16 protein-coding genes and 3 pseudogenes are annotated in these 20,030 nt (G+C 53.4%); all 19 read right to left on the bottom strand.

Annotation, left to right across the window (positions count from 1 at the left end):
- Positions 1 to 12 precede the first annotated feature (12 nt).
- The 19 genes and pseudogenes from ATB02_RS00230 to tssK all read right to left on the bottom strand — a co-directional run bounded on the left by ATB02_RS00230 (position 13) and on the right by tssK (position 20,027).
- Positions 13 to 4,539 (bottom strand): RHS repeat-associated core domain-containing protein, encoded by a 4,527-nt coding sequence (locus tag ATB02_RS00230; RefSeq protein ID WP_241957628.1) that lies wholly within the window; start codon positions 4,537 to 4,539, stop codon positions 13 to 15.
- A gap of 30 nt (positions 4,540 to 4,569) precedes the next feature.
- A complete protein-coding gene (locus ATB02_RS00225; RefSeq protein ID WP_103253938.1) occupies positions 4,570 to 5,001 on the bottom strand; it encodes a DcrB-related protein in 432 nt (143 codons plus the stop codon).
- A gap of 32 nt (positions 5,002 to 5,033) precedes the next feature.
- Positions 5,034 to 7,253 (bottom strand): type VI secretion system Vgr family protein, encoded by a 2,220-nt coding sequence (locus ATB02_RS00220; RefSeq protein WP_105270895.1) that lies wholly within the window; start codon positions 7,251 to 7,253, stop codon positions 5,034 to 5,036.
- A 24-nt stretch (positions 7,254 to 7,277) separates the two neighbouring features.
- Positions 7,278 to 7,664: a hypothetical protein gene (locus ATB02_RS00215; RefSeq protein ID WP_094030461.1), complete on the bottom strand. Its 387-nt coding sequence runs from the start codon at positions 7,662 to 7,664 to the stop codon at positions 7,278 to 7,280.
- The gene (locus ATB02_RS00210) at positions 7,661 to 8,362 is read right to left on the bottom strand and encodes a hypothetical protein (protein ID WP_198600569.1); all 702 of its coding nucleotides are present in this window, start codon (positions 8,360 to 8,362) and stop codon (positions 7,661 to 7,663) included. The genes ATB02_RS00215 and ATB02_RS00210 overlap by 4 nt, the downstream gene beginning before the upstream one ends.
- 141 nt (positions 8,363 to 8,503) lie before the next feature.
- Positions 8,504 to 8,575, bottom strand: a pseudogene (locus ATB02_RS26555) (hypothetical protein); the annotation flags it as partial.
- A pseudogene (locus ATB02_RS00205) lies at positions 8,576 to 9,349 on the bottom strand (phage late control D family protein); the annotation flags it as partial.
- Between the two features lie 24 nt (positions 9,350 to 9,373).
- The gene (locus ATB02_RS00200; RefSeq protein WP_105270893.1) at positions 9,374 to 9,745 is read right to left on the bottom strand and encodes a hypothetical protein; all 372 of its coding nucleotides are present in this window, start codon (positions 9,743 to 9,745) and stop codon (positions 9,374 to 9,376) included.
- Positions 9,742 to 10,101, bottom strand: a complete 360-nt coding sequence (locus ATB02_RS26550) for a hypothetical protein (protein WP_241957627.1) — start codon at positions 10,099 to 10,101, stop codon at positions 9,742 to 9,744. The genes ATB02_RS00200 and ATB02_RS26550 overlap by 4 nt, the downstream gene beginning before the upstream one ends.
- Positions 10,102 to 10,142: 41 nt before the next feature.
- Positions 10,143 to 10,475, bottom strand: a complete 333-nt coding sequence (locus ATB02_RS26545; protein WP_241957626.1) for a hypothetical protein — start codon at positions 10,473 to 10,475, stop codon at positions 10,143 to 10,145.
- 192 nt (positions 10,476 to 10,667) lie between these two features.
- Positions 10,668 to 10,778, bottom strand: a pseudogene (locus tag ATB02_RS26540) (TagF domain-containing protein); the annotation flags it as partial.
- A 27-nt stretch (positions 10,779 to 10,805) separates the two neighbouring features.
- Positions 10,806 to 11,279 (bottom strand): hypothetical protein, encoded by a 474-nt coding sequence (locus tag ATB02_RS00185; RefSeq protein WP_103253942.1) that lies wholly within the window; start codon positions 11,277 to 11,279, stop codon positions 10,806 to 10,808.
- On the bottom strand, positions 11,264 to 11,734 hold the full coding sequence (locus ATB02_RS00180) for a glucosaminidase domain-containing protein (RefSeq protein WP_089522471.1): 471 nt from the start codon (positions 11,732 to 11,734) through the stop codon (positions 11,264 to 11,266). Before ATB02_RS00180 ends, ATB02_RS00185 begins: the two co-directional genes overlap by 16 nt.
- A 27-nt stretch (positions 11,735 to 11,761) precedes the next feature.
- Positions 11,762 to 12,529 (bottom strand): TagF domain-containing protein, encoded by a 768-nt coding sequence (locus ATB02_RS00175; RefSeq protein ID WP_105270892.1) that lies wholly within the window; start codon positions 12,527 to 12,529, stop codon positions 11,762 to 11,764.
- On the bottom strand, positions 12,529 to 16,395 hold the full coding sequence (tssM, locus tag ATB02_RS00170; protein WP_105270891.1) for a type VI secretion system membrane subunit TssM: 3,867 nt from the start codon (positions 16,393 to 16,395) through the stop codon (positions 12,529 to 12,531). Before tssM ends, ATB02_RS00175 begins: the two co-directional genes overlap by 1 nt.
- A complete protein-coding gene (locus ATB02_RS00165; protein ID WP_000522897.1) occupies positions 16,395 to 16,640 on the bottom strand; it encodes a hypothetical protein in 246 nt (81 codons plus the stop codon). The genes tssM and ATB02_RS00165 overlap by 1 nt, the downstream gene beginning before the upstream one ends.
- A gap of 50 nt (positions 16,641 to 16,690) precedes the next feature.
- Complete coding sequence (locus ATB02_RS00160; RefSeq protein WP_103253946.1) at positions 16,691 to 17,365, bottom strand: hypothetical protein; 675 nt, start codon at positions 17,363 to 17,365, stop codon at positions 16,691 to 16,693.
- Positions 17,366 to 17,370: 5 nt separating this feature from the next.
- Positions 17,371 to 18,687, bottom strand: coding sequence for a type VI secretion system protein TssL, long form (gene tssL, locus ATB02_RS00155; protein ID WP_105270890.1), 1,317 nt, complete (start codon positions 18,685 to 18,687; stop codon positions 17,371 to 17,373).
- Entirely contained in the window at positions 18,684 to 20,027 is a 1,344-nt protein-coding gene (tssK, locus tag ATB02_RS00150) for a type VI secretion system baseplate subunit TssK (RefSeq protein WP_105270889.1), read from the bottom strand. Before tssK ends, tssL begins: the two co-directional genes overlap by 4 nt.
- Between the last annotated feature and the right edge of the window lie 3 nt (positions 20,028 to 20,030).

Genomic DNA, 20,030 nt, shown 5'->3' with positions numbered 1-20,030 from the left:
TTATCTAACAAATTAGTTAGGTATATCATAAAATATATGCCCATCAGTACCATTATTATAATATTTTATATGCGAAAGATCTAAAAACCCTTCTTGTTGTGCTGAACGCATATGTTGCTCATATCCTTTAGGATATTTAGATGCACCATCAGCCCTTCCGGAATTGGTATTCATTGAATAACGATTCATATTTCCTTGAGCTTCATTCAAGAATATTTTTGCATCAGTGCTTGACTCCACCCTTACCTGAAACTTCTCACCATTACTAACAGCCTCTTTCATAGCCTTAACTGCTTCATTCCATTCCTTAGAGCCTCTTTTTAAAGGTTTTAATTGTTCAGATACATTGCCATTTTTACCTAAATCATCGGCTTTCCCTTTATAGAAACTTAAAGGGCAACCGACCAACCCCCACGGATCACACCAGCCCACCGGGTCATGCACATATGACTGCGTGTTCAGCCCGCCCGCCAGTTTCAGCGGATCCTGGCTTAAATACTGCCCCGTCCCGGCGTCGTAGTAGCGGTGTAAATTATACCACAGCCCGCTCTTCTCATCCTGCCACTGGCCCATGAACCCCGCATCGCAGCTTTCACGCTCACTGTCCGGCGAGTCGTTCGCTGCCGGAAGCCCCCACAGGCTGCGGTGTTTCGTCCACACCTTCCGCCCGTTCGCGCTGTACATCTCCTGCGGTGCACCGTCCGGGCCGGTCACTATCGGGTAAAAATGGCTGATGTCGTCATTCGCTGCCCGGCTTTCCTTTGCCAGCAGTTCGAACCCGCCACGGTAGTGCCACTGCTCCCGCAGTGCCGGACTGCCGTCTGCATACCGTTTCTCACTGGCGGAAAGTGCCATCCCCTGCCACTGGTAACGTACTTCGCTGATGGCGTGAGGGTGTCGTTTCCACGCTGCCCGGACGATGTTACGTTTTGCTGTGCGTCTGCCAAAGGCGTCGTAGCTGTACTGCCACACTTCACCGTCCGGTGTCTTTATCTCGCGTAACCGGTCGAAGTCATCCCAGCGGTAGCGCCACACCTGGGGGCGGAAGCCGCGTTTTTGTTCGGTGCGCTTTATCACCCTGCCGCAGCCGTCGTATTCGTAGCGGCTGTCGCCCGCCTGTGTCACACATTCACGGCTGTACTGGTGCTGCGACAGAATGCCGTTTATCCGGCTTTCGGCTATCTGCTCATTTACCGTATAGCGGTAGCGCTCTTCCTGCGCCGGGCCGTCAGCGTCCAGCCGCAGTACGCTGGTTATCTGGTCGCGGGCGTCATACTGGTAACGCGTTTCCCGCTCCGTACGCGTTTTCGACCACACTTCATGCCCGGTCAGGCGGCCCGATTTATCCCACGCGTAGCGGTGTTCGCCCAGCGGTCGCCACGACGCCACGCTCTGGTGGCTGCCTGCCAGCCGCTCTGCGCCCTGTTTTTGCCATGCCGTACGCCCGCAGGCGTCGTATCCCTGCTCCTGCATATATACCGCATGGTTCAGCGGCGTCTGTGCCAGCCAGCTTTCCTCATCCTCCGGCCGGTAACGCCGGTTTTTTTCCAGACCTGCCGGGGAATGACCGAAGTCCATCCGGTGGCCGTTGCTGCGGTAGCCCGTCAGAATACCCGAAGCGTCGTATTCTCTCTGTGTTTCCCCGTCCGGCGTAGTGGTGCCCGCCAGCCGCCCTGCCTCATCATAGCGGTACTCCGTGCGCTGGCCGTCCTGTTCTTCAGCCACCAGACGGTGATGCTCGTCCCACTCCAGTGTCACTTCGCTGGTGAGCGTGTAACCTGCTTCACCGGCGTCGCTGCGCTCATACACCTGCGCGCTCACCATCCGGTCATGGCGGTCGTACTGATAACACAGTTTCTGATGCTCGCCGCTGATGGTCGCCACCCGGCCATATTCATCCCGCGCATAGCGCCATACGCTGCCGTCCGGGCGGTGTTTTTCTGCCAGTCTGCCCTGTTCATCGCGGATATAGACGGTTCTGCGTCCCGACCAGTCCTCCTCCCCGGCCATCTGGCCCGCCGCATCGTAGTACAGCCGCCACTGCTGGTTGCCGCTGCGCGTAAGCTGCGTGAGCCTTGCGGCACCATCGTAGTCGCAAAGTATCCGCTGCCCGCCCGCGTCTTCCACTTCCCGCAGCAGGTCGAACGCCCCGTGGCGGTAGCGCGTGGTCTGGCCCATGGCCCCGGTGTGGAGAGTGATTTTGCCTTCACCATCATAGCGGAAGGTTTCAGCGCCACCGTCGGCCCGGATTACTGCGCTCAGTTTCTCATGCGGGTTATCGGCACCGGGGCGGTACTGCCAGTTCACGCTGCGCCCTTCAGCATCCACCAGCCCCGTCAGCCGCAGCCAGCGGTCTTCCGTGTAATGGGTTGTGCGGCCTTCACCATCGGTATGGGAAAGCAGGCCACCGTGAGCGCTGTAGCTCCACTGTTCGTGGCTGCCGTCCGGGTACTGTATCTCCTTGAGCAGACCGTCTTCGGTATGACGGTACTGCCAGTTCTGCCCGTTCACCTCCCGGCGGATAAGATTCCCTTCGGCGTTATAGTGGTACGCCGCCGTGGTGCGGTGGTCCTGGTATGCCGTAACCTGACAAAATTCATCCCACTGCCATTCACGTTTACGCCCGTTCTCGTCCGTTTCGCTCAGGATACGCCCGGCATAATCGCGTTTTATCTGAGTAATGCGCCCACCCGGCTGGCGAATACACAGCGGCTGGTCGTATTCGTTACGCTCCCATTCAGTGATACGCCCCAGCGGGTCACGCTGTTTTTTCAGCAGCCAGGACTCATCGAACCACAGCGTGGTGGTGGCTCCGGTGGCATCGGTGTAATCGGTTCTGCGCTCCTCCGGGAAGTAGCGGAAGGTGTCGTTATACAGGCCTTCCTGTGTGCCTGTGGCAGTCACCCGGCCTTCATCGTCATAGCGCAGGTGGAAGTGCGTCGGGCCGTTGTCGCGCCAGGAACTCAGCCAGCCCTGTTCGGTATAGGTATAATGCAACGCGCCATTAAAGCGGGTCTGCACATCGCTCAGTCGCTGTTCATCGCCGTGACTGATATAGTCATAGCGCACCAGCTCGCTTCCGTCTGACTCGTCGATCACACGAAATATCTGCCCCTGCGGGCCACACATCACCCGCAGATTCAGGCCGCTGCTGTGGGTTACGTTTGTCAGTTGGCCGATGACGTTATAGGTGAAGCGAATTTCGTTGCGGTTGCGGTCTTTTATTGCCGTTAGCCGCAGGCGGCGTGCGCCGGGGGAGATGGGCGTAAAGATATAACCCAATTGTGAGTATTCGTCGAAGATAATAGCCCGCTCACGGTTTCCCAGGAGGCGATAGTGCGGGACAAGCAGGTTACGGCTACTGTATGGTGCCTGCTCCGTGGAGTAGGCCGGACATAGCCCCTCAGCATCAAAGTAGGTGACGTTTTTCCCGTTGCAATCGAACTCCAGAAACTGCGACCAGTTACACAACCAGCGACTGCCCAGCAAACCACTAACCGGATGTCGGCCTGTATAAGCACGTTTCAGCGTCAGCGGTAAAATATGCGGATAGTTGAAATCAGTTCGGTAATCCAGATATTCACCCGTTCCGGTATCCACCGGATCGCTGAACCCCTGACTGATACGCTCATTTGCGGCTCTGTTTAACTGCTTTGCTCCCCATAGAGCTGTTAACACTTCCAGACTTGATACAACAGATTGCTCCAGCACCGTCATATCGGCATTAATCGGCCCATACTGTCCGGTCGTCTTATCAGCCGTAATGGTTTTACATCCTTCCTGAATAACTGCCGAGCAGGTAATTTTATGGCCCTTACGCGCCAGCGGCAGGCTGTTGACGGAAATAATTTTGCTCCCTTCCACTATCTGTGGAGGAGGACTGCCCGGATCCTTACTACATTCAACCGGATCAGTGACGCGAGCTACCGCTTTTCCTTCAAAAAAAACATTAGGAGAGCCTTCTACAATCTGTCCGGTTTCAGATGCCCAGCGGGAACCAATTACCATCGCTGCGCCACCGACAAATCCACCAGCTAATCCCCCGGCCCCGGCAGCAACGGTGGCAGCCAGCACACCCAATGCCGCGCCCCCTGTAGCGACAACCAGAGCTCCCACTGCAATCCCTACAATAAGTCCACCGATTAACCCACCAATAGCACCCAGAAAGGAATTGTTATGAACAATGTGATGACCCACACACGCAGGTATATCTGTTGGGCCGGAAACTGCGTGATCTTTACCCCAGGTATCCATGAACCAGTCACCTGCTTTGGTGCCCAGCCATCCCCCCAGCATCCCGCCAACCAGTCCGGCAATCAAAGGGCCTCCAAATCCTGCAACAGCTTTGGCTATTCCGGCTGCACAGGTGTTTGCTGCTGCGGCTGCCAGTCCTACCTTTGCCGTTGCTCCCACCATACTGACAGCCATTATTCCAGTACTGGCAATATGTCCTGTGGTAGCAATACTCTCCACTGTTTCGGCATTACTGTCCCGTTGATCCAGCTCCGCTAACTTCTCCTGCGCGCTTTTTTCCGTCATCTGTTCGTCCTTCCCGCTGAACTGGCTGGGTTATTTATCCTGTGGCATTCCAAAACAAAAATTCAATAATGCTCCCCGCATCGCTTTACGATCCTCCTCTGCCAGCGCCTGCGTTGAGGAATAGGTCAGCGTCAGTACTTGTCGCTCGTTCAGGATTACCAGCAGCAACTGCTGTATCATCACCCCCTTGTTATCCCAGCTAAATTCCCAGTATTCCGCCGGGCGCTCCTGCACATGACAGCGTTCTTCTACGGTGAACACCATTTTCGACAGTTCGGTACGGAATTTCTTTTTCTGCACCGCCAGATAGTCATCAAACTGCGCGCCTTCCGGCAATATTTCACGAGTGACAACTACATTTGCTCCGGCAACCGCACTTAGTACTGGCGTCAGAATATTCATACTGCTGTCCTGCCAGTTTCCCGGCAGAGTGAAATGCCCTTCATTAATGAGATATTGCATTGTTATTTTTCCCTGAAAATTAATGAAATGGATTACTGTGGATTTAGCGCCAGATGGGTGGGTCCATCGAGGGTGATAGTGCCGTCTGAATTCATAACAAGAGTGCTTTTTCCGACAGTCAACTTTATCTGCGTTGCTGCGGTAAGGTGTATCGCCCCGGTTTTTGACGTGATGGTGATATTCCCTTCTACCGTCTCCGTGCAGGTTCCCGTTTCTACCGTCACCTCGCGTTTACCCGTTTTCACCGTCAGAGACTGGTCGCCTTCCGTTACGGTAATATTCCGGTTGCCTTTGATGGTTTCGGTATGCTTACCATCAACAAATTCCGTGCGGTCGATTTTTACCGTGGATGTTTCGTTATGAATGATGGTTTTCGTCCGATCTGCCTTTACCGTGTGTGTTTCGTTATTTTTCACGACGGTATTCAGATCTTTCTCCGCAAGAAACCTCACTTCTTCCGCGCCCGTTTTATCATCGAAGCGCAGCATGTTGCCGTTGGTCGGGCCGCCATACAGCGAGTGGCTGAATATCCCGCTCTGCGAGGCCATGCCCGGCAGTCCCCACGGCGGCATGGTGTCCTGGTTGTAGGTGCGCCCTACAATGATCGGTAAATCCGGGTCGCCGTTTTTGAAATCCACCAGCACTTCCTGGCCGATGCGCGGGATCTGGATCATGCCGAATCCTTTACCCGCCCACGGATAGCTGACGCGGATCCAGCAGGAGCTGTTTTCGTCATTATTACCGTAACGATCCCAGCCAAACTGCACCTTCACCCGGCCATATTTATCCGTCCAGATTTCCTGCCCTGCCGGGCCGGTGACGATGGCGCTCTGCGGGCCTTTGGTGTGGGGTTTGCTCAGGGTTCGTTGTGGGCGGTAAACTTCGCGGGTGGGATGCAGTTCAAACGTGGTGACATAGGTAAAATGCTGATCCTGGCCGCTGTGCTGCGCGTTGTCCCGTAAAAACAGCGTGGTCTGTACCAGCAGGTATTCCTGATTAATTTCTGCCGTCGGGTGATTCATCAATGTAAAGGTGTACCCGGTCATGAGGGTACGGATATGACCGGCCCCATGTGCCCGGCTGCCGGGGCTGCGCTGCGCTTCCATACGAATGCGCGTCAGCATCTCACCTTCGCCCGTAGTGAAGTAATCACCAGGCCATTCATAATGCTCATATTCAGCATGACCGGTATTACGCGGACTAGCCACGGTACTTTTAAGCAGCGAACGAGGCTTCATAAAATCAAAATCGTCCATCACCCACTTTCCAGTACGCAGCCTCTCACTGGCCGTAATGGTGTGGATAAATTCCTTATCCAGTTTCAGCCCTTCCTGGTGCCACTCCACCAGTGGCGAGTCAGGACACGCTTTATGACCATTGATGGCATCCGCCAGCACCAGCGTATGGCTGTTCTCGCTGTGCTCAAACCACCAGTAAATTCCCCACTCCTGCATCAGGCGCTGGATGAAATCAAAATCCGTTTCACCGTACTGTACCTGCCAGGCACGAGGTGGATAATTTTCCACCAGCCGTTTTTCCACCGGAAAGGAATATTCATCCAGTACTTCATCGAGAATATCCACCACGGTTTTGTTCTGGAACGCTTTGTAGTCGCTGGTATGGGTCAGCAGCTTCAGCCATGGCTCAATGCGTAATTCATACGTTACCGAACGGCCCTCATGGCCGACCACCCTCGCCGCCGTCACCAGCCCGCTGATATACCGTTTTCCGCCACCGTCCAGTTCGATACTGACGCACAGGTCTTTGCCTACCATGGGCTGAAGCGGCAGGTTGGCCGCGGGGGAAACGTATCCCAGGTTCAGGGCGTCCGGCGTTTTAAGCTGTACTGTGTAGGAAAACAGATTCCCAAGCCCTTCCGAACCATTCATGCCTGCGAACAGCAGCATCTGCGGCGGCACCGAACCACCACTTACTGTGACGTTATGCGCCCCCGGACCACCGGCTGCAAGCGACGCCGCCGCATCCTGAACTGCACCAGCCATATCCGATATCCCTGCTGCTGCGGCGGCGGCTTGCGCAGCGGCTACTGCGGCTTTAACCAGACCTGACGGTTCCGGCAACGCACCAAACAGGTCCGCCACTGCCTGTTCTGCCATCTGCTCGGCGGCATCAGCTACATCGGTTGCGGCTGAACCTGTGCTCATACTGCCACTTTCGCCAGCTATTGGTGGTGTGGTGATGACGGGTCCACCGTTTCCAACTGGTTTATTACCCGTAGATACAAAACTCATGATATTTGCTCCTTTAATACCGGATTAAAATCTAGCCCCTGGTGGCCAAAAAATATAAGTAATCACTCTCCATTGCCCGTCTTTATAATGAAACCAACATGTCAGATTCAAATCCCCCTGCAAATTCCAGAACATTTCCTTAATAGGAACATTTTGAAATTCAGGATCTGTTATGCGATAAGTTTGATTCAAGCCGATATAATACTCACCAACAAATTTATATCGTGGCCTCACGAACTCATGAGCAGGCGGCCCATATTTCTTCATAAAAAAGATGTCATTACTTCCATCATGTATATCATTTTCTTCATAATATTTGGTGGATTGAGCAACTGCAGAAGGCGAGAAAACATTCACTGTAGTTATGTAAGTTATTGAAAGGAAAATCACTATAATACAGAAAAATTTCATTTGGTTACATTCAATAAAGTAAATTTAGTTTCAGGCATTATGACATTCAACGTTATAGTTGCGTTTTTAAGGTATCGTTCCCGAAGCTCCATTCCCACATTCATCAACCCACTAATATCTCCAACATACGGAGACGAAGAATCATAATCATCATCTAAGTAACCAAGTACATGTCCGGCTTCATGAGGTATATTTACTTGCAACGTATTATTACAGTTAATACATTTCGCTACTTTTTCCAGGTCCGCTGAATCAACATGAACCGTACTGTTTTTAAAATCAACATATGTTCTTAAATCAGCACCAGGCAAAACCTTTGTTGCAATAACCAACCAGTCTTCATTCTGAGATGCAGAAATTATTCTTACATCAAAAGGCAAAGCTTTACCCTGAAATTTTTTAGCGAACTCAGATTCACCGGAAACAGAATAAGTTATTTTCCCATTCCATGTCTGCTGAACAGATAAATATATCGCTCGCATAAAAATAGCTTTTTCCCATATAGTCCAGTCATCTGTAACGGTATTATCTTTATACCACTCATACTTCCATCTTATCACAGCCGTAATCGAACCAGTATTTTGATTTAATAAATACGTCCTCCTACCATCCTTATGTATAATGATATCGCCATCAATATTTGTTTTTTCATAGTATTCGGCCAGCAAACTATTCTCATCATATTTAAGCTTGGTCATTTTACTCTCATTAAATACTAATTGTTTGTATCGAAAATATTATCTGGAAAAATATTATTTTATATATTACGAGTATTGCCCCTTCAGCCGCAGCGCATCCACATACCGTCCTTCACTGCAGGGCAAGATTACGAAAGCCCGCCCCGCAAGGACTGACGCGAGGTAGTTTCTGTCCATGGCTGCTTTTATCATCTTACGTCTTAACCCTGCCTTGGTTTCGCCGTACTGCACCTGCCAGGCGCGGGGTGGATAATTTTCCACCAGCCGCTTTTCCACCGGAAAGGAATATTCATCCAGTACTTCATCGAGAATATCCACCACGGTTTTGTTCTGGAACGCTTTGTAGTCGCTGGTATGGGTCAGCAGCTTCAGCCATGGCTCAATGCGTAATTCATACGTTACCGAACGGCCCTCATGGCCCGCCACCCGCGCCGCCGTTACAAGGCCGCTGATATGCCGTTTGCCGCCGCCGTCCAGTTCGATATTGACGCACAGATCTTTGCCCACCATCGGCTTGAGCGGCAGGTTGGCGGCGAGGGAGACATATCCGAGGTTCAGGGTGTCCGGGGTTTTAAGCTGTACTGTGTAGGAAAACAGGTTTCCAAGCCCTTCCGAACCATTCATGCCTGCAAACAAAAGCAGCTGCGGCGGCACCGCACTACCACTTACTGTGACGTTATGCGCCCCCGGACTACCGGCAGCAAGCGACGCCGCCGCATCCTGAACTGCACCAGCCATATCCGATATCCCTGCTGCGGCGGCTGCGGCTTGCGCAGCAGCTACTGCGGCTTTAACCAGACCTGACGGTTCCGGCAACGCACCAAACAGGTCCGCCCCTGCCTGTTCTACCATCTGCTCGGCTGCATCAGCTACATCGGTTGCGGCTGAACCAGGGCTTATACCACCACTTTCGCCAGCTATTGGTGGTGTGGAGATAGCTGGCCCACCGTTACTGCCAGATTTATTACCCGTAGATACAAAACTCATGATATTTATTCCTTTAATATCGGATTAGAATTTAGCGCCCGGCTGCCAGAAAAAATAAGAAATAACCTGCCACTGTCCATCTTTATAATGAAAAAAACATGTCAGATTTAAATCCCCCCGCAAATGCCAAAACATTTCTTTGATGGGGATATTTCTGAATTCAGGATTCGTTGAGCGATAGACATTTTCAATCTCTATATAATACTCACCGACTAATTTATAACGAGGCTTTATAAATTCATACGCTGGCTGACCATAGTTATTTAATAGAACATTCTCTTCAACTCCATTATACACACCACTCGCATTCAGATAAGCATACCCAGGAATATCAGACATGCTATTTTTCGCCCCACCCACTATCAAAAAAATAATCACAGCGTATATTAGTTTCATTTTTTTACGCTTTTCACAAAAAAATTAGAACCCGGAACCATTCTATTTAACCGCTCAATGACATTTCCCATATAACGAGAGCGCAGTTCCATACCAATATTCATTAACGCACTGGCATCCCCGGAGAATGGTGTAGTTGCTTTATCTGCATCATCACTATAGTATTCATCAGTAAGATATCCAATAATATGCCCAAGCTCATGAGACAGCCCCATTTGCTTAGAGCAAACTTTTGATGAACCAAGACATTTAGCTGCTGCAACTATATCTTTAGAGTCAAGTTCAACGTATCGACTATTCCAGACAATGGAACTCTGACGAAAACTATTTGGATCATCATTATCAATTTTAAACACCACCACATCCCAATACCCATGACGATCAGTCTGAATTATTTCTATTGTGAAAGATAAATCCTTACCATTAAACTTACTGACAAACTCAGACTTCCCAGAAACGGATAAAATAACCTTATTATTCCATGTTTGATTAATGACAAAAATAACTTTTCCATGAAAGGCTTTTTTTCCATATCTGTCCAATCAGTTTTTGCATCCCATCTTTTTATCCAATTATATTTCCATCTCAGCAACAATGAGATTGCACCATTTTCACGGTCAATTCTTAAATCTCCCCAGGCATCATTGTCCCTGATATATCGTTTATCCAGCATTAAGTCGTCATAAGCATCGTATGCCTGCTGAATAGCCTCATCATGAGAGTCACCCATGTTCACCTCCTTATATTGCTATATATCCAATAAACCTGAAGATGCTTGCTTACCCACCAACGCAGACGGGACCAAGGGTAGCCTGAAGTCAACAGATAGCAATCAACTTGAAGTTCATGGGGATATTTGTTTCCCCATCTACACGTTTATCGTCATATTTTTGTATAGCTATTCTCAGCATTCGTGGGTAGATTATTTTTTTTCCAACCGCAGCGCATCCACATACCGCCCCTCGCTGTTCTGCTGCCACAACCAGCCCAGCCCCTGCTGCGCCTGCGTTAACATTTTTGCTAGCCAGCACGGTCACGGCAGGCAATTCCATGACAGGTACTACTCATCCGTACAACCCAACCCCCTGCGCTGAACCACTTCACTGGCAAACGTAGCTCCGGTTTTTTTCATTATTCCTTTTTGTATTTTTTGCAGCGCGGGAAATGAGATTCTCCTGCATGAATCCTCTTCCCATATATCACCAGTTACAGGGCTAACTGAAAATAGTCCCCACACATCTGTCGCTCCGGCGGAAGGAGAATCATAACCTACCCCAAAACTAAAATACCCAGGATGATACAGGTTACCTTTTTTATCTTTCAGAGAACCGTCAAGAAAAAACCCAGACAATTCCACATTATATTTTTCATTTTTTAGTGAAAAAACCAATAATGCCTGCGCCTGTATTTCAGTAAGACCTGACTGGTTAACAGTCGTTAGATCAAACCGCGGCACATTCCTGATAAGAATTTCAGCACAACAATTCACGGACACAACCATGAAAAGCAATACTGATATTAATTTACAGGACATGTTATTCTCCGCTTAACCATATTAATCACCCCCACTAACTCACTAGCATAACCGGTATGGCCGCCATTACTGTTTTTACCTGAATTAAAACCAGAATCAATCAATGCCTGCGCAAATTGCTCCGGAGATTTTTTATTTCTGACCGCATTACCAAATCGGATTGCAAAGGACTTTCCGCTAGTTGAAAAAGAGGTATAAGTGGCAACCCACACTTGATTACTCCCCAGCGGGTGAACCTGTCCTGACTGTAAAGGTGCCGGACCATGCATGGAAAAGTAGTTATTGTATTCTGTCGCGATTCTACCCTGCCCGTAAAAGGACTCCTTTGCAGCAAGCCCCAGGATATTTTCCACAGGCACATCAAGTTGCTTAGCGATTAATTCACATTCTTTCAGATATTGCTGTACAAACCTGACTGCACCAGTGTTATTACAGGCTTTATCATAAGACCCCATGATTCACTACTCCTTGTCTGATTATTTTTAATGCGGCCGGATATCCAGCCGCAACGCATCCACATACCGCCCCTCGCTGTTCTGCTGCCAGAACCAGCCCTGCCCCTGCTGCGCCTGCGTCAGCATTTTGTCCGGCCAGCCCGGCCACGGCAGGTGGCGCACACCGGGCAGTTCCACTACCGGCACGTCCCGCAGGCCGGTGAGTTCCCGGCTACGCTGCGGTACACGTCGTAAGCCGCGTAGCCACTGCGCCCAGCGCGGCCCCGGCCGCCACATCGCCCAGAGCTGGTCTGTCTGCTCCGCCAGTCGACCGCAGCGTTCTGTCTGTGGTGAGACATGAGCTGCCGTCAACTGCGCCAGCCAGTACAGCCAGCCCTGTGTGTCATCCAGGCTCTCTTCCAGCCATTCCCGCCCGACACGCTGGTAAATCACCAGTGGCCACGGCCTGCCCGTACTGTCACGCGAGGCGGTCAGCACCCCGGTCAGCCACTCATCGCGCCCGCCAATGGGGAGAAATCCCGGCGACAGCACAAAACTCCACGGCAATGGGTGGTGCTCCGGTAATGCCGTTTTCTCACGTGGTGACAGGTGCATCCAGCCGTCATTTGTTCCGGCCTTCTCGGCATCCGCGCCGTCCGGCACCACGATATGCCGCCCCTGTCCCAGCCACGTCTGCTGGTTTAGCCACGCCTGCCACACCTGCCCTTCGTTCGCGCTCACCCGCCAGCGCACGTAGTCCCGCTGGTACGGCAGTCTGCCGAACATCGCCGGAGCCGATACCTCTGCCCGGCGCATCACAGCGCTCGCTCCGGGCAGGCGAAGCGTTGCAATAGCCCGCGGTTCACCGGGTCAAAATCCCGTCCGGCGGTGATTTCCAGCACCACCCGCCGCCCGTCAAAACTGTACTCCACCTGCTGTGTTCCCCGTACCACCGTCTCCTGCGCGTTACCCGCATCCAGCAGGTGAAACAGCGCCCATGGCCCGTTAGTCAGCAACGTCGAGGTGTCCTGGCGGATGCGCGGGCTGGCGGTGATTTCCGCCATTGAGCCGTTGCGCGGCCCCGGCCAGTTCACTTTCAGCGGCCTGACCGGGCCGTGAGCGTAGCGAAGCACCTGGCCGTCAATGTCAATCACCAGTTCGGTGATGGCAGGGTCCATATCCACCACCCGCACCTGCATCGCCCAGGAAAACTTTTTCCCGCCTTCCCCATTAAAAAAAACGCTGCGGATCTGTTTCGCCTCCTGAAACGGTGTCAGGTCCGGCCCAAGCAACGTCATGTTGCCTTCGGTCGGTTTGTAGCGCCACGGGTTGCTGGCGGTGTCCGCCAGTGGGGCCAGTTGCTTCGTCCAGAACGCATCCAGCACGCCGCCGCTGGCAAAGATATGGTTAAAATCGTCCGCGCTGACTTCCTGCGGGCTGTCGGTGAAGGGGTAGCGCCCGTCGATGGCGTCGCGGCACTCATCACCGATCACCGCTTCCATCTGCGCGTTCAGCACTTCACCGGTGCCAGCGTTGATTTTTCGCGTTCCCTGCTGCGTGAGATCCAGCAGAATATTTTTCAGTGGCGCGGGCAGTTTTGCCGCCTCCAATTGCAGTTTATCCGCCGCAGAAATGCGGCCAGGTAATGTGCTCGCTGCCAGTGCACTATCAGCGATGGTGAGCTGGGTGTAATACTCATTGAGCATCGTCAGCAGCGAATTTAACTGCGGCGCGCCGCCGCCCTGCCCGCTGTCTGTCCGCCCGGAAACCACTTCCCGCAAGGCGGCGAAACGGTCATCCACCAGTGATTTCTCTAGCCGCTCTTCCGGGTGGATGTCCTGCAATAGCTTTGCCGTCTGCACTGCTTTTCCCACATTGCCGGAGAGCCGGTCCTGCGTGCGCTGGGCCATCTGCTTTTGTCTGGCCTGCGCATCCAGCGGCGGCACCAGCGTGGTCTGCTCCACCACCGCTTTACTCAGGCGCATCAGCGGGGAATCCGGCGAGGCCAGCGTACGCAGCACCTGAAGGTCATACGCCAGCCCGGGACTGCCGTCTTCCCCGGCACTGTTGATGCTGTGAATACTGGCCAGAAAATCCTGCCAGCGGCGGGCATATTCAGCCAGGTACAGGCGGCGTACCTCACGGGTAACCGGGAGTTCCTGCCCCGGCAACTGGCTCATCACAATATCCGCCGTTTTTTTTTGCGTGTTTTCCCGGCCCATCACCCAGGCGTCGTCCGCTGATGCGGCTGCGACAAACTCCGACAGCCGTTTGTCGAACAGTTCCCGGTAGCCTTCGCGAGTGAAGATGCCGGGCACGCCCCGATCCAGCGGCGCGCCATCCGTGCGGACAAAAACCGTTCCCGCATCCGCGCCCACAGCGCGAACCAGCGAAAACTCCTGCGGTGCTTCGCTCTCCATGGAAGCCAGGGCTCGAGTGTAGATACGCTCGGTGCTGGTATGGCCGTCAAGGAAGGCTCGCGCCTGGCGGATCAGCCCCTCATCTTTTTCCCAGGGCGAATGCACCACGCGGCTGCCGTCAAACAGGGCATCGATATGCTCCAGCACGGCGGCGCGACCGCCGAACTCCGCCACGCTGTCGCGGTTGTCCAGGTCGTTCAGCACCCAGGCGTGGATCTCCGCCGCGTTGTATTTATCCTCGTGGTCCTTATCGAGGTTCAGCAACAGATAAACATGCAGGGCGTCATAGGCGGCTTTGCTGTCCTGACGCGCAATCGCATCCGAAAGCACGTATTCCATGCGTTTCACCAGCGGTGGCAGCAGTAACTGGTCCAGCAGGCGGTCATACAGGGATGCGACGCTCTCCATCACCGGCGGAACGCTGTAAAGACCATAACGCCAGGCCAGCGGCGGCGAGTCCGGGTCCAGTCCCGGCCATGCAGAGAGCGCCCGTGCCTGGTTCAGCAGGGCCGGAACAGGCTGCATAGCAGGTTTTCCGGTATAGGCTTTGACATCACCATCCAGTTGGGTCGTCCGGCTGGCGATTTCATTCAGATAACCGCTGTTCCCCTGCTGGCTACCCTGCATGCCCTGCCACAACCAGAAAGCCAGCGCCAGTACCAGCAGATGCCCGCCAGTACGCAGCAGGCGATAACGCCAGGCCCATTGAAGATTCGGCTCCACCAGGTGCGCTTCGCGGAAGATAAACTGCGTCAGTAGATCGTGCAGGAAATAGCTGCGGTTGCCGTCCGGCAGGGTATGGGATGGGGAATCAGCCTTCCCTTTGATCGCCCGGACAAAACGCTGCCAGATGCCCGACTGGTCAGCCACGGCGTCTGCCTGCGCCTGCGCGGCGCTGGTAAAAAATACGCCGCGCAGGGTGTTGTTAAGCTGGGTGGCGTCAAATTTTGAGTCGAGGAAAATCTGCTCAATGGCTTCCAGCAGCGGCGCACCCAGCGCGGCAAATTCACGCGGGAAGCGATAGAGCCGCTGGCGGCTTTTAAGGTCGTACTCTTCCTGCAACCGGGTATCCAGCCCCTGATCCAGCCGCAGGGTCAGGTTTGCCAGTTCCTGGCTACAGAGCGCATGCAGCGACTGCGGATCGCTGGCGTGACGCCTGCGGCTGTATGGCAGAGTAAAGCCCCAGACCTGGGCGCGCAGGTGGCTGGTCAGCCCGTGGAAATACTCCGTAAAGCCCGGCAGCAGATCCATTTTGGTGACGACCAGATAGACCGGAAAACGAATACCCAGCGTCTCTCGCAGTTCCGCCAGCCGCGCACGCAGAGCCGCACAGGCAGCCAGTCGTTCCGCCGGGGACTGCGCGGTCAGATCCGCCACGTTCAGCGTCAGGATCACACCGTTGAGCGGTGCGCCAGGGCGGTGTTTGCGCAGCAGGCCAAGAAATCCCTGCCATTCTCCGGCATTGCGCTGTGTCGCGCTGATTTCGCCACCGTCATCGTGGCGGGCATAGCGCCCGGCAGTGTCAATAAGCACTGCTTCGTTGGTAAACCACCAGTCGCAATGCAGCGTTCCGCCGCCCGGCACGGTGAGGATATGCGCGGTTTGCTCCATCTGCTCCGCCAGCGGAAACTGCAATCCGGTGTTGAGCAGTGCTGTGGTTTTACCGTCGCCGGGGCTACCGATAACCATGAACCAAGGCAGTTCGTACAGAAAACGTTTTCCTTCCAGTACTTTACGCCAGCCCGGCAGGTCTACGCGCAGCTGTTTCAGTTGCCGAATAGCGCGAGTGACAATATGGCTGACGGTGCGTAAGTCGGCTTTAATTTCCCCGGCCACCGGTACGTCTTCCCCGCGCGGATGCAGGAAACGGCGCAGCAGTTGTTCGTCCAGACGCAGCGCCCGCCACAGCCGATACAGGCCATACAGCGCATAAGTCAGCAGGATCAGACCGATAAGCGTCAGACGCAGCCACAGCGGCGCAAACGGGCGAACGTCACCGAAGGCCAGCAAGGGGGAAACAAAGCCGATGACCAGGCACAGCACCGTCACGCCAATGATGCTCATCGACCAGTTCACCAGCCACAGGGCGAGGAACATCAGTAACAGAACGATGGTGACTACCCGGCTCCCCACAGATGCCAGCGGATGCAGGGTATCAAACGCCACCAGCGGCCCGATAAACCAGACCAGCAACGCCAGCATCACCACGCCGACAACGGCCAGCGCGCGGCGGGAAAACAGCATACTGAGAAATTTTTGCATTATTGTTCAGAACTCCATGCGATAATCAGTAATAGCAAAATGCCGCAAGCTGAAAAAATCCTTCCAGTACGGGCTACTGAAAGAAAATAAAGAGCAATCTGAACAATTATCAAAATAAAATAAATCAACATTTTGATTATTTCTCTGTTCCCATTTCCCTGAGGCAACGTTGTCATCGAAGGATCCATATCCTGCATCCATTGATACTCATTCCCGGAAAAAAGCATGATGATGATCAGACCCATAATGAATAACAACCATCCTGATATCTGAATTATTCTTCTCACGAAGACTCCTAATGGGCGATGAGTAAATTAGAGAAATGCAACCAGTTGTTGACAATAAAATTGCCATAGCTGGTATCTTCCTTTATTTTCTCCAGAGTAAGCGACATACCCCGGTTATAACGGGCACCAATAATTCTTATCTGCTCTTTCGTCAGGTGTGGTAAGGAGGACTGAAATTCATCTCTTTCAGCTAATTGATAAAGATGTCTGGCCACAAGTTGAATATTAAAAATATCATGCTGGAGGCAATTTGCCAGTTCACGCAATTGAGAGGTATCCATTTTTGACTCATCAAGCCCAAGCGTTCTGGCTGCGGTTCGCAATTGCATACTCACTGCACCAAAAGATGTTTTTTCTGGTCTCGAAGTTATTGTGATATGTTCATCAATCCACTCAGGCCCACTCCAGTCAATAGTCCGAGCATCAAATGCCAGCATATCTACAATACTGGGATCCCCCCCGACTTCTATCCAACACACACCTGCCAGTAAAGGTGCTGGCAAATTATATGTATTGGCAGCCGACGTTATCAGAAGATGGTTATGTTTTACCCAGCCATCTTTGAAATAACGCCCAAACGGTACACCACCGCCCCATTTTTTTGGCGCTAATTTCCAGAAAAGAAATTCGGTCACGCCCCATACCGGTGAATGATTCGATGCATTGCAGTCCAGATTATTCATTTTTCTCACTCCACCACCAGAATTTCCACCCGACGGTTCTGCGCCCGTCCGGTTTTAGTGCTGTTATCGGCCACCGGTACGGTATCTCCTTTCCCGACGACCCGAATCCGGCTGACCGGAACACCACCGGACGTCAGCAGTGAAGCCACTTCCGTCGCCCGTTTTTCCGACAACACCTGGTTGGAGGGGAATTCAGCGGAGTGGATCGGCTGGCTGTCGGTGTGGCCGGTCACCGTCACCGCGCCGCCCACACGCGCAATCTCACGCGCGGCCTTGTCAATCACCGGGCGCAGCGTGTCATTCACCGTTTTCTGCCCCGGCACAAACATGGTGTCGCCCCGGAAGACCACCCGGCTGTGATGGTCATCTTCCTCCACCGTCAGCAGGCCACGGGCAATTTCGTTCGCCAGCAGGATTTTCAGCCGTAATTTATGCACCGGAACCGGTGGCGGCGGCAGATTTTTACCAATGGCGTCGATATGCTGCTGTACGGTTTCAGTGGCGAGGTTCATACGGTGACTGTAAAAGGCAAACAGCGTCAGCATCACCAGCAAGGCTATTCCGGCGCTCAGCCAGACCGGCACCCGGCGCATGCGCCGCATCCGTCCGCTGACGGCGCCGGTAAATCCCGGTGAGAGCGTCGGCGTGATCGGATCGCGACGCTGGACCAGTTGAGTCAGCAGTTGCTGGCGGATATCGTCCAGTTGCTTACGCCCGTCGGGCCGCACGCTGTAACGGCCTTCAAACCCCAGCCCCAGAATGTGATAAATGATTTCCAGCACATCGCTGTGCTCCTGGAAGCTGGCGGCCAGACGCCCAATTATCTGAAATAGCTTGATGCCGCCTTCACTTTCGCCATGAAAAGTGACCAGCAGGCTTTTTCCGGCCCAGACACCGCGTCGTCCCCAAGTGGTGTTGTTGGCGGCTTCGTCCAGCGCCGTACACAGGCAGTAGCGTACCGCCAGCACATGTTCGCGGCGCAGATTTGCCTGGTCGCACAGCGTCTGATACCGGCGAACTTCACGTTCCAGCAGCGCGCGGTAATGTTCGACAAAAGCAGGGGCCAGTTCGCGGGGCATCTGCGCCAGTGCGCACAACAGAGGGCTTGCCGCCGCTAAAAGGGGATTCACGGCAGCGGTGATGTCAGCCAGCCGGAGCTTCATATCCGGGCAGTCTTCGACCACCACCTTGACCTCTTCCCTGCGAAGGCTGTCCTGTATTGCCGTATCATAACCATCACTGTCGGGCGGTTTTACTCCCCCGGCTGATGGCTGGAAGGGCAGAGTATTCGCCGCAGGCGGTGTCAGGATCTCGTCGGTCATTTATCGCGCACTCCCCACAGTTCCATCTCCAGCCCCGGAAACTCGCCGGCTGTGTGCATCGCCATGCCGCCATAGCGGGCGATATGTTCCCACAGCACGCCATCGCGGCGGATGTCGTAATAGATATACCCGGACTGGAATGGGATCTGTCGCGGCGGCACCGGCAGCACCTGTAACGTCAGGCCCGGCAGGTGCGAGCGGATCAGCTCCGGCAAGCGTTCGGACGGACCAATTTTGGTCTGGGCGGAAAAATGTTGCAGTAGGGCGTCGGCAGACATCTGCGCCTTCACCGCCAGCACCAGCGCGCTGAAGCCCGACAGTTCGGAAGGCTGAACCACCGCATTGAGAATGCCGTAAGTACCCTCAGCCAGGGTGATTCGCTGCGCCCCGCGAATAAGCACGGCATTCAGCAGGTACTGCACCTCGTCCACCACTGATTTCAGCCCGGCATAGGGTGTCAGATGCTTATATTCTTTATATTCTTCCGGACGGCGTGTTTGCGGACGCACGTAGGTAGAGAGTTCTCCGGCCAGTGCGCAGAGGTTACGATAGAGTACTTCAGGCGATAGCGGCGTTTTCGACATATGGATCAGTAAGGGGCCGAAACGATTAAGAACTTGCAGAAGCAGGTAATCCGACACTTCCGCCGCTTCATGACCATGTTTATCACTGCCCGTCAGTCGTTCCGCCAGTGAATCTGCGCGCATTTTGATCAGATCGTTGATCCACGATAGCCAGGTGCATATCAGTGCGCTGGCCTGGTAGTTCGCTACCGGCGGGATCAAATCTTTGTCAATATCGACCCGGCCATCGGGGTGCAGCGCTGTGATGCGCGTCAGCGGCAGGCCGATCCACGCGTCTGTCACCGCCTTTTCAGGTAACAGTCGCAAGCGCAGGTGGCTAAGTTGCAGTAGTTGCGCGCCTCGCCCCAGCGAATTGGCATCACGGATTTCACTTTCATGTACCGAAAAACGTGCCAGTGATTCAGGGTTATTGTCGAAACTGGTTTCTTCACTGTTCGGCGTGCGTATTGGCACAGCCAGATAAATCAACTGGTTAAGATGCTCAGGAAGGATGGTCAGAGGCGGCGGGAGTGGTGTGTGCCCCGGCGCATTAAAAGGTGTACCGTCAGCAAATACCCCGGAAGCCTTCGTTAGTACCAGCTTTCCGATGTTCAGCGCCTCACTACCAATACCATACTCATTGAAGCCCCAGAAAAAAGGTGAAAGAGGCAAACTGCGATAATGAATGACATGTTCCAGATAGCGTTCCTGCTGCTGAAACATCTGTGGCAGCAAAAATTGTCCTTCACTCCAGACCACCCGGTTATTCCAACTCATATT

The organism is Escherichia sp. MOD1-EC5189 (genome assembly GCF_002966045.1).
Lineage (GTDB): Bacteria > Pseudomonadota > Gammaproteobacteria > Enterobacterales > Enterobacteriaceae > Escherichia > Escherichia coli_F.
Note: the sequence above shows the minus strand (reverse complement) of the source record. Positions and strands in the feature narration are given on the sequence as shown.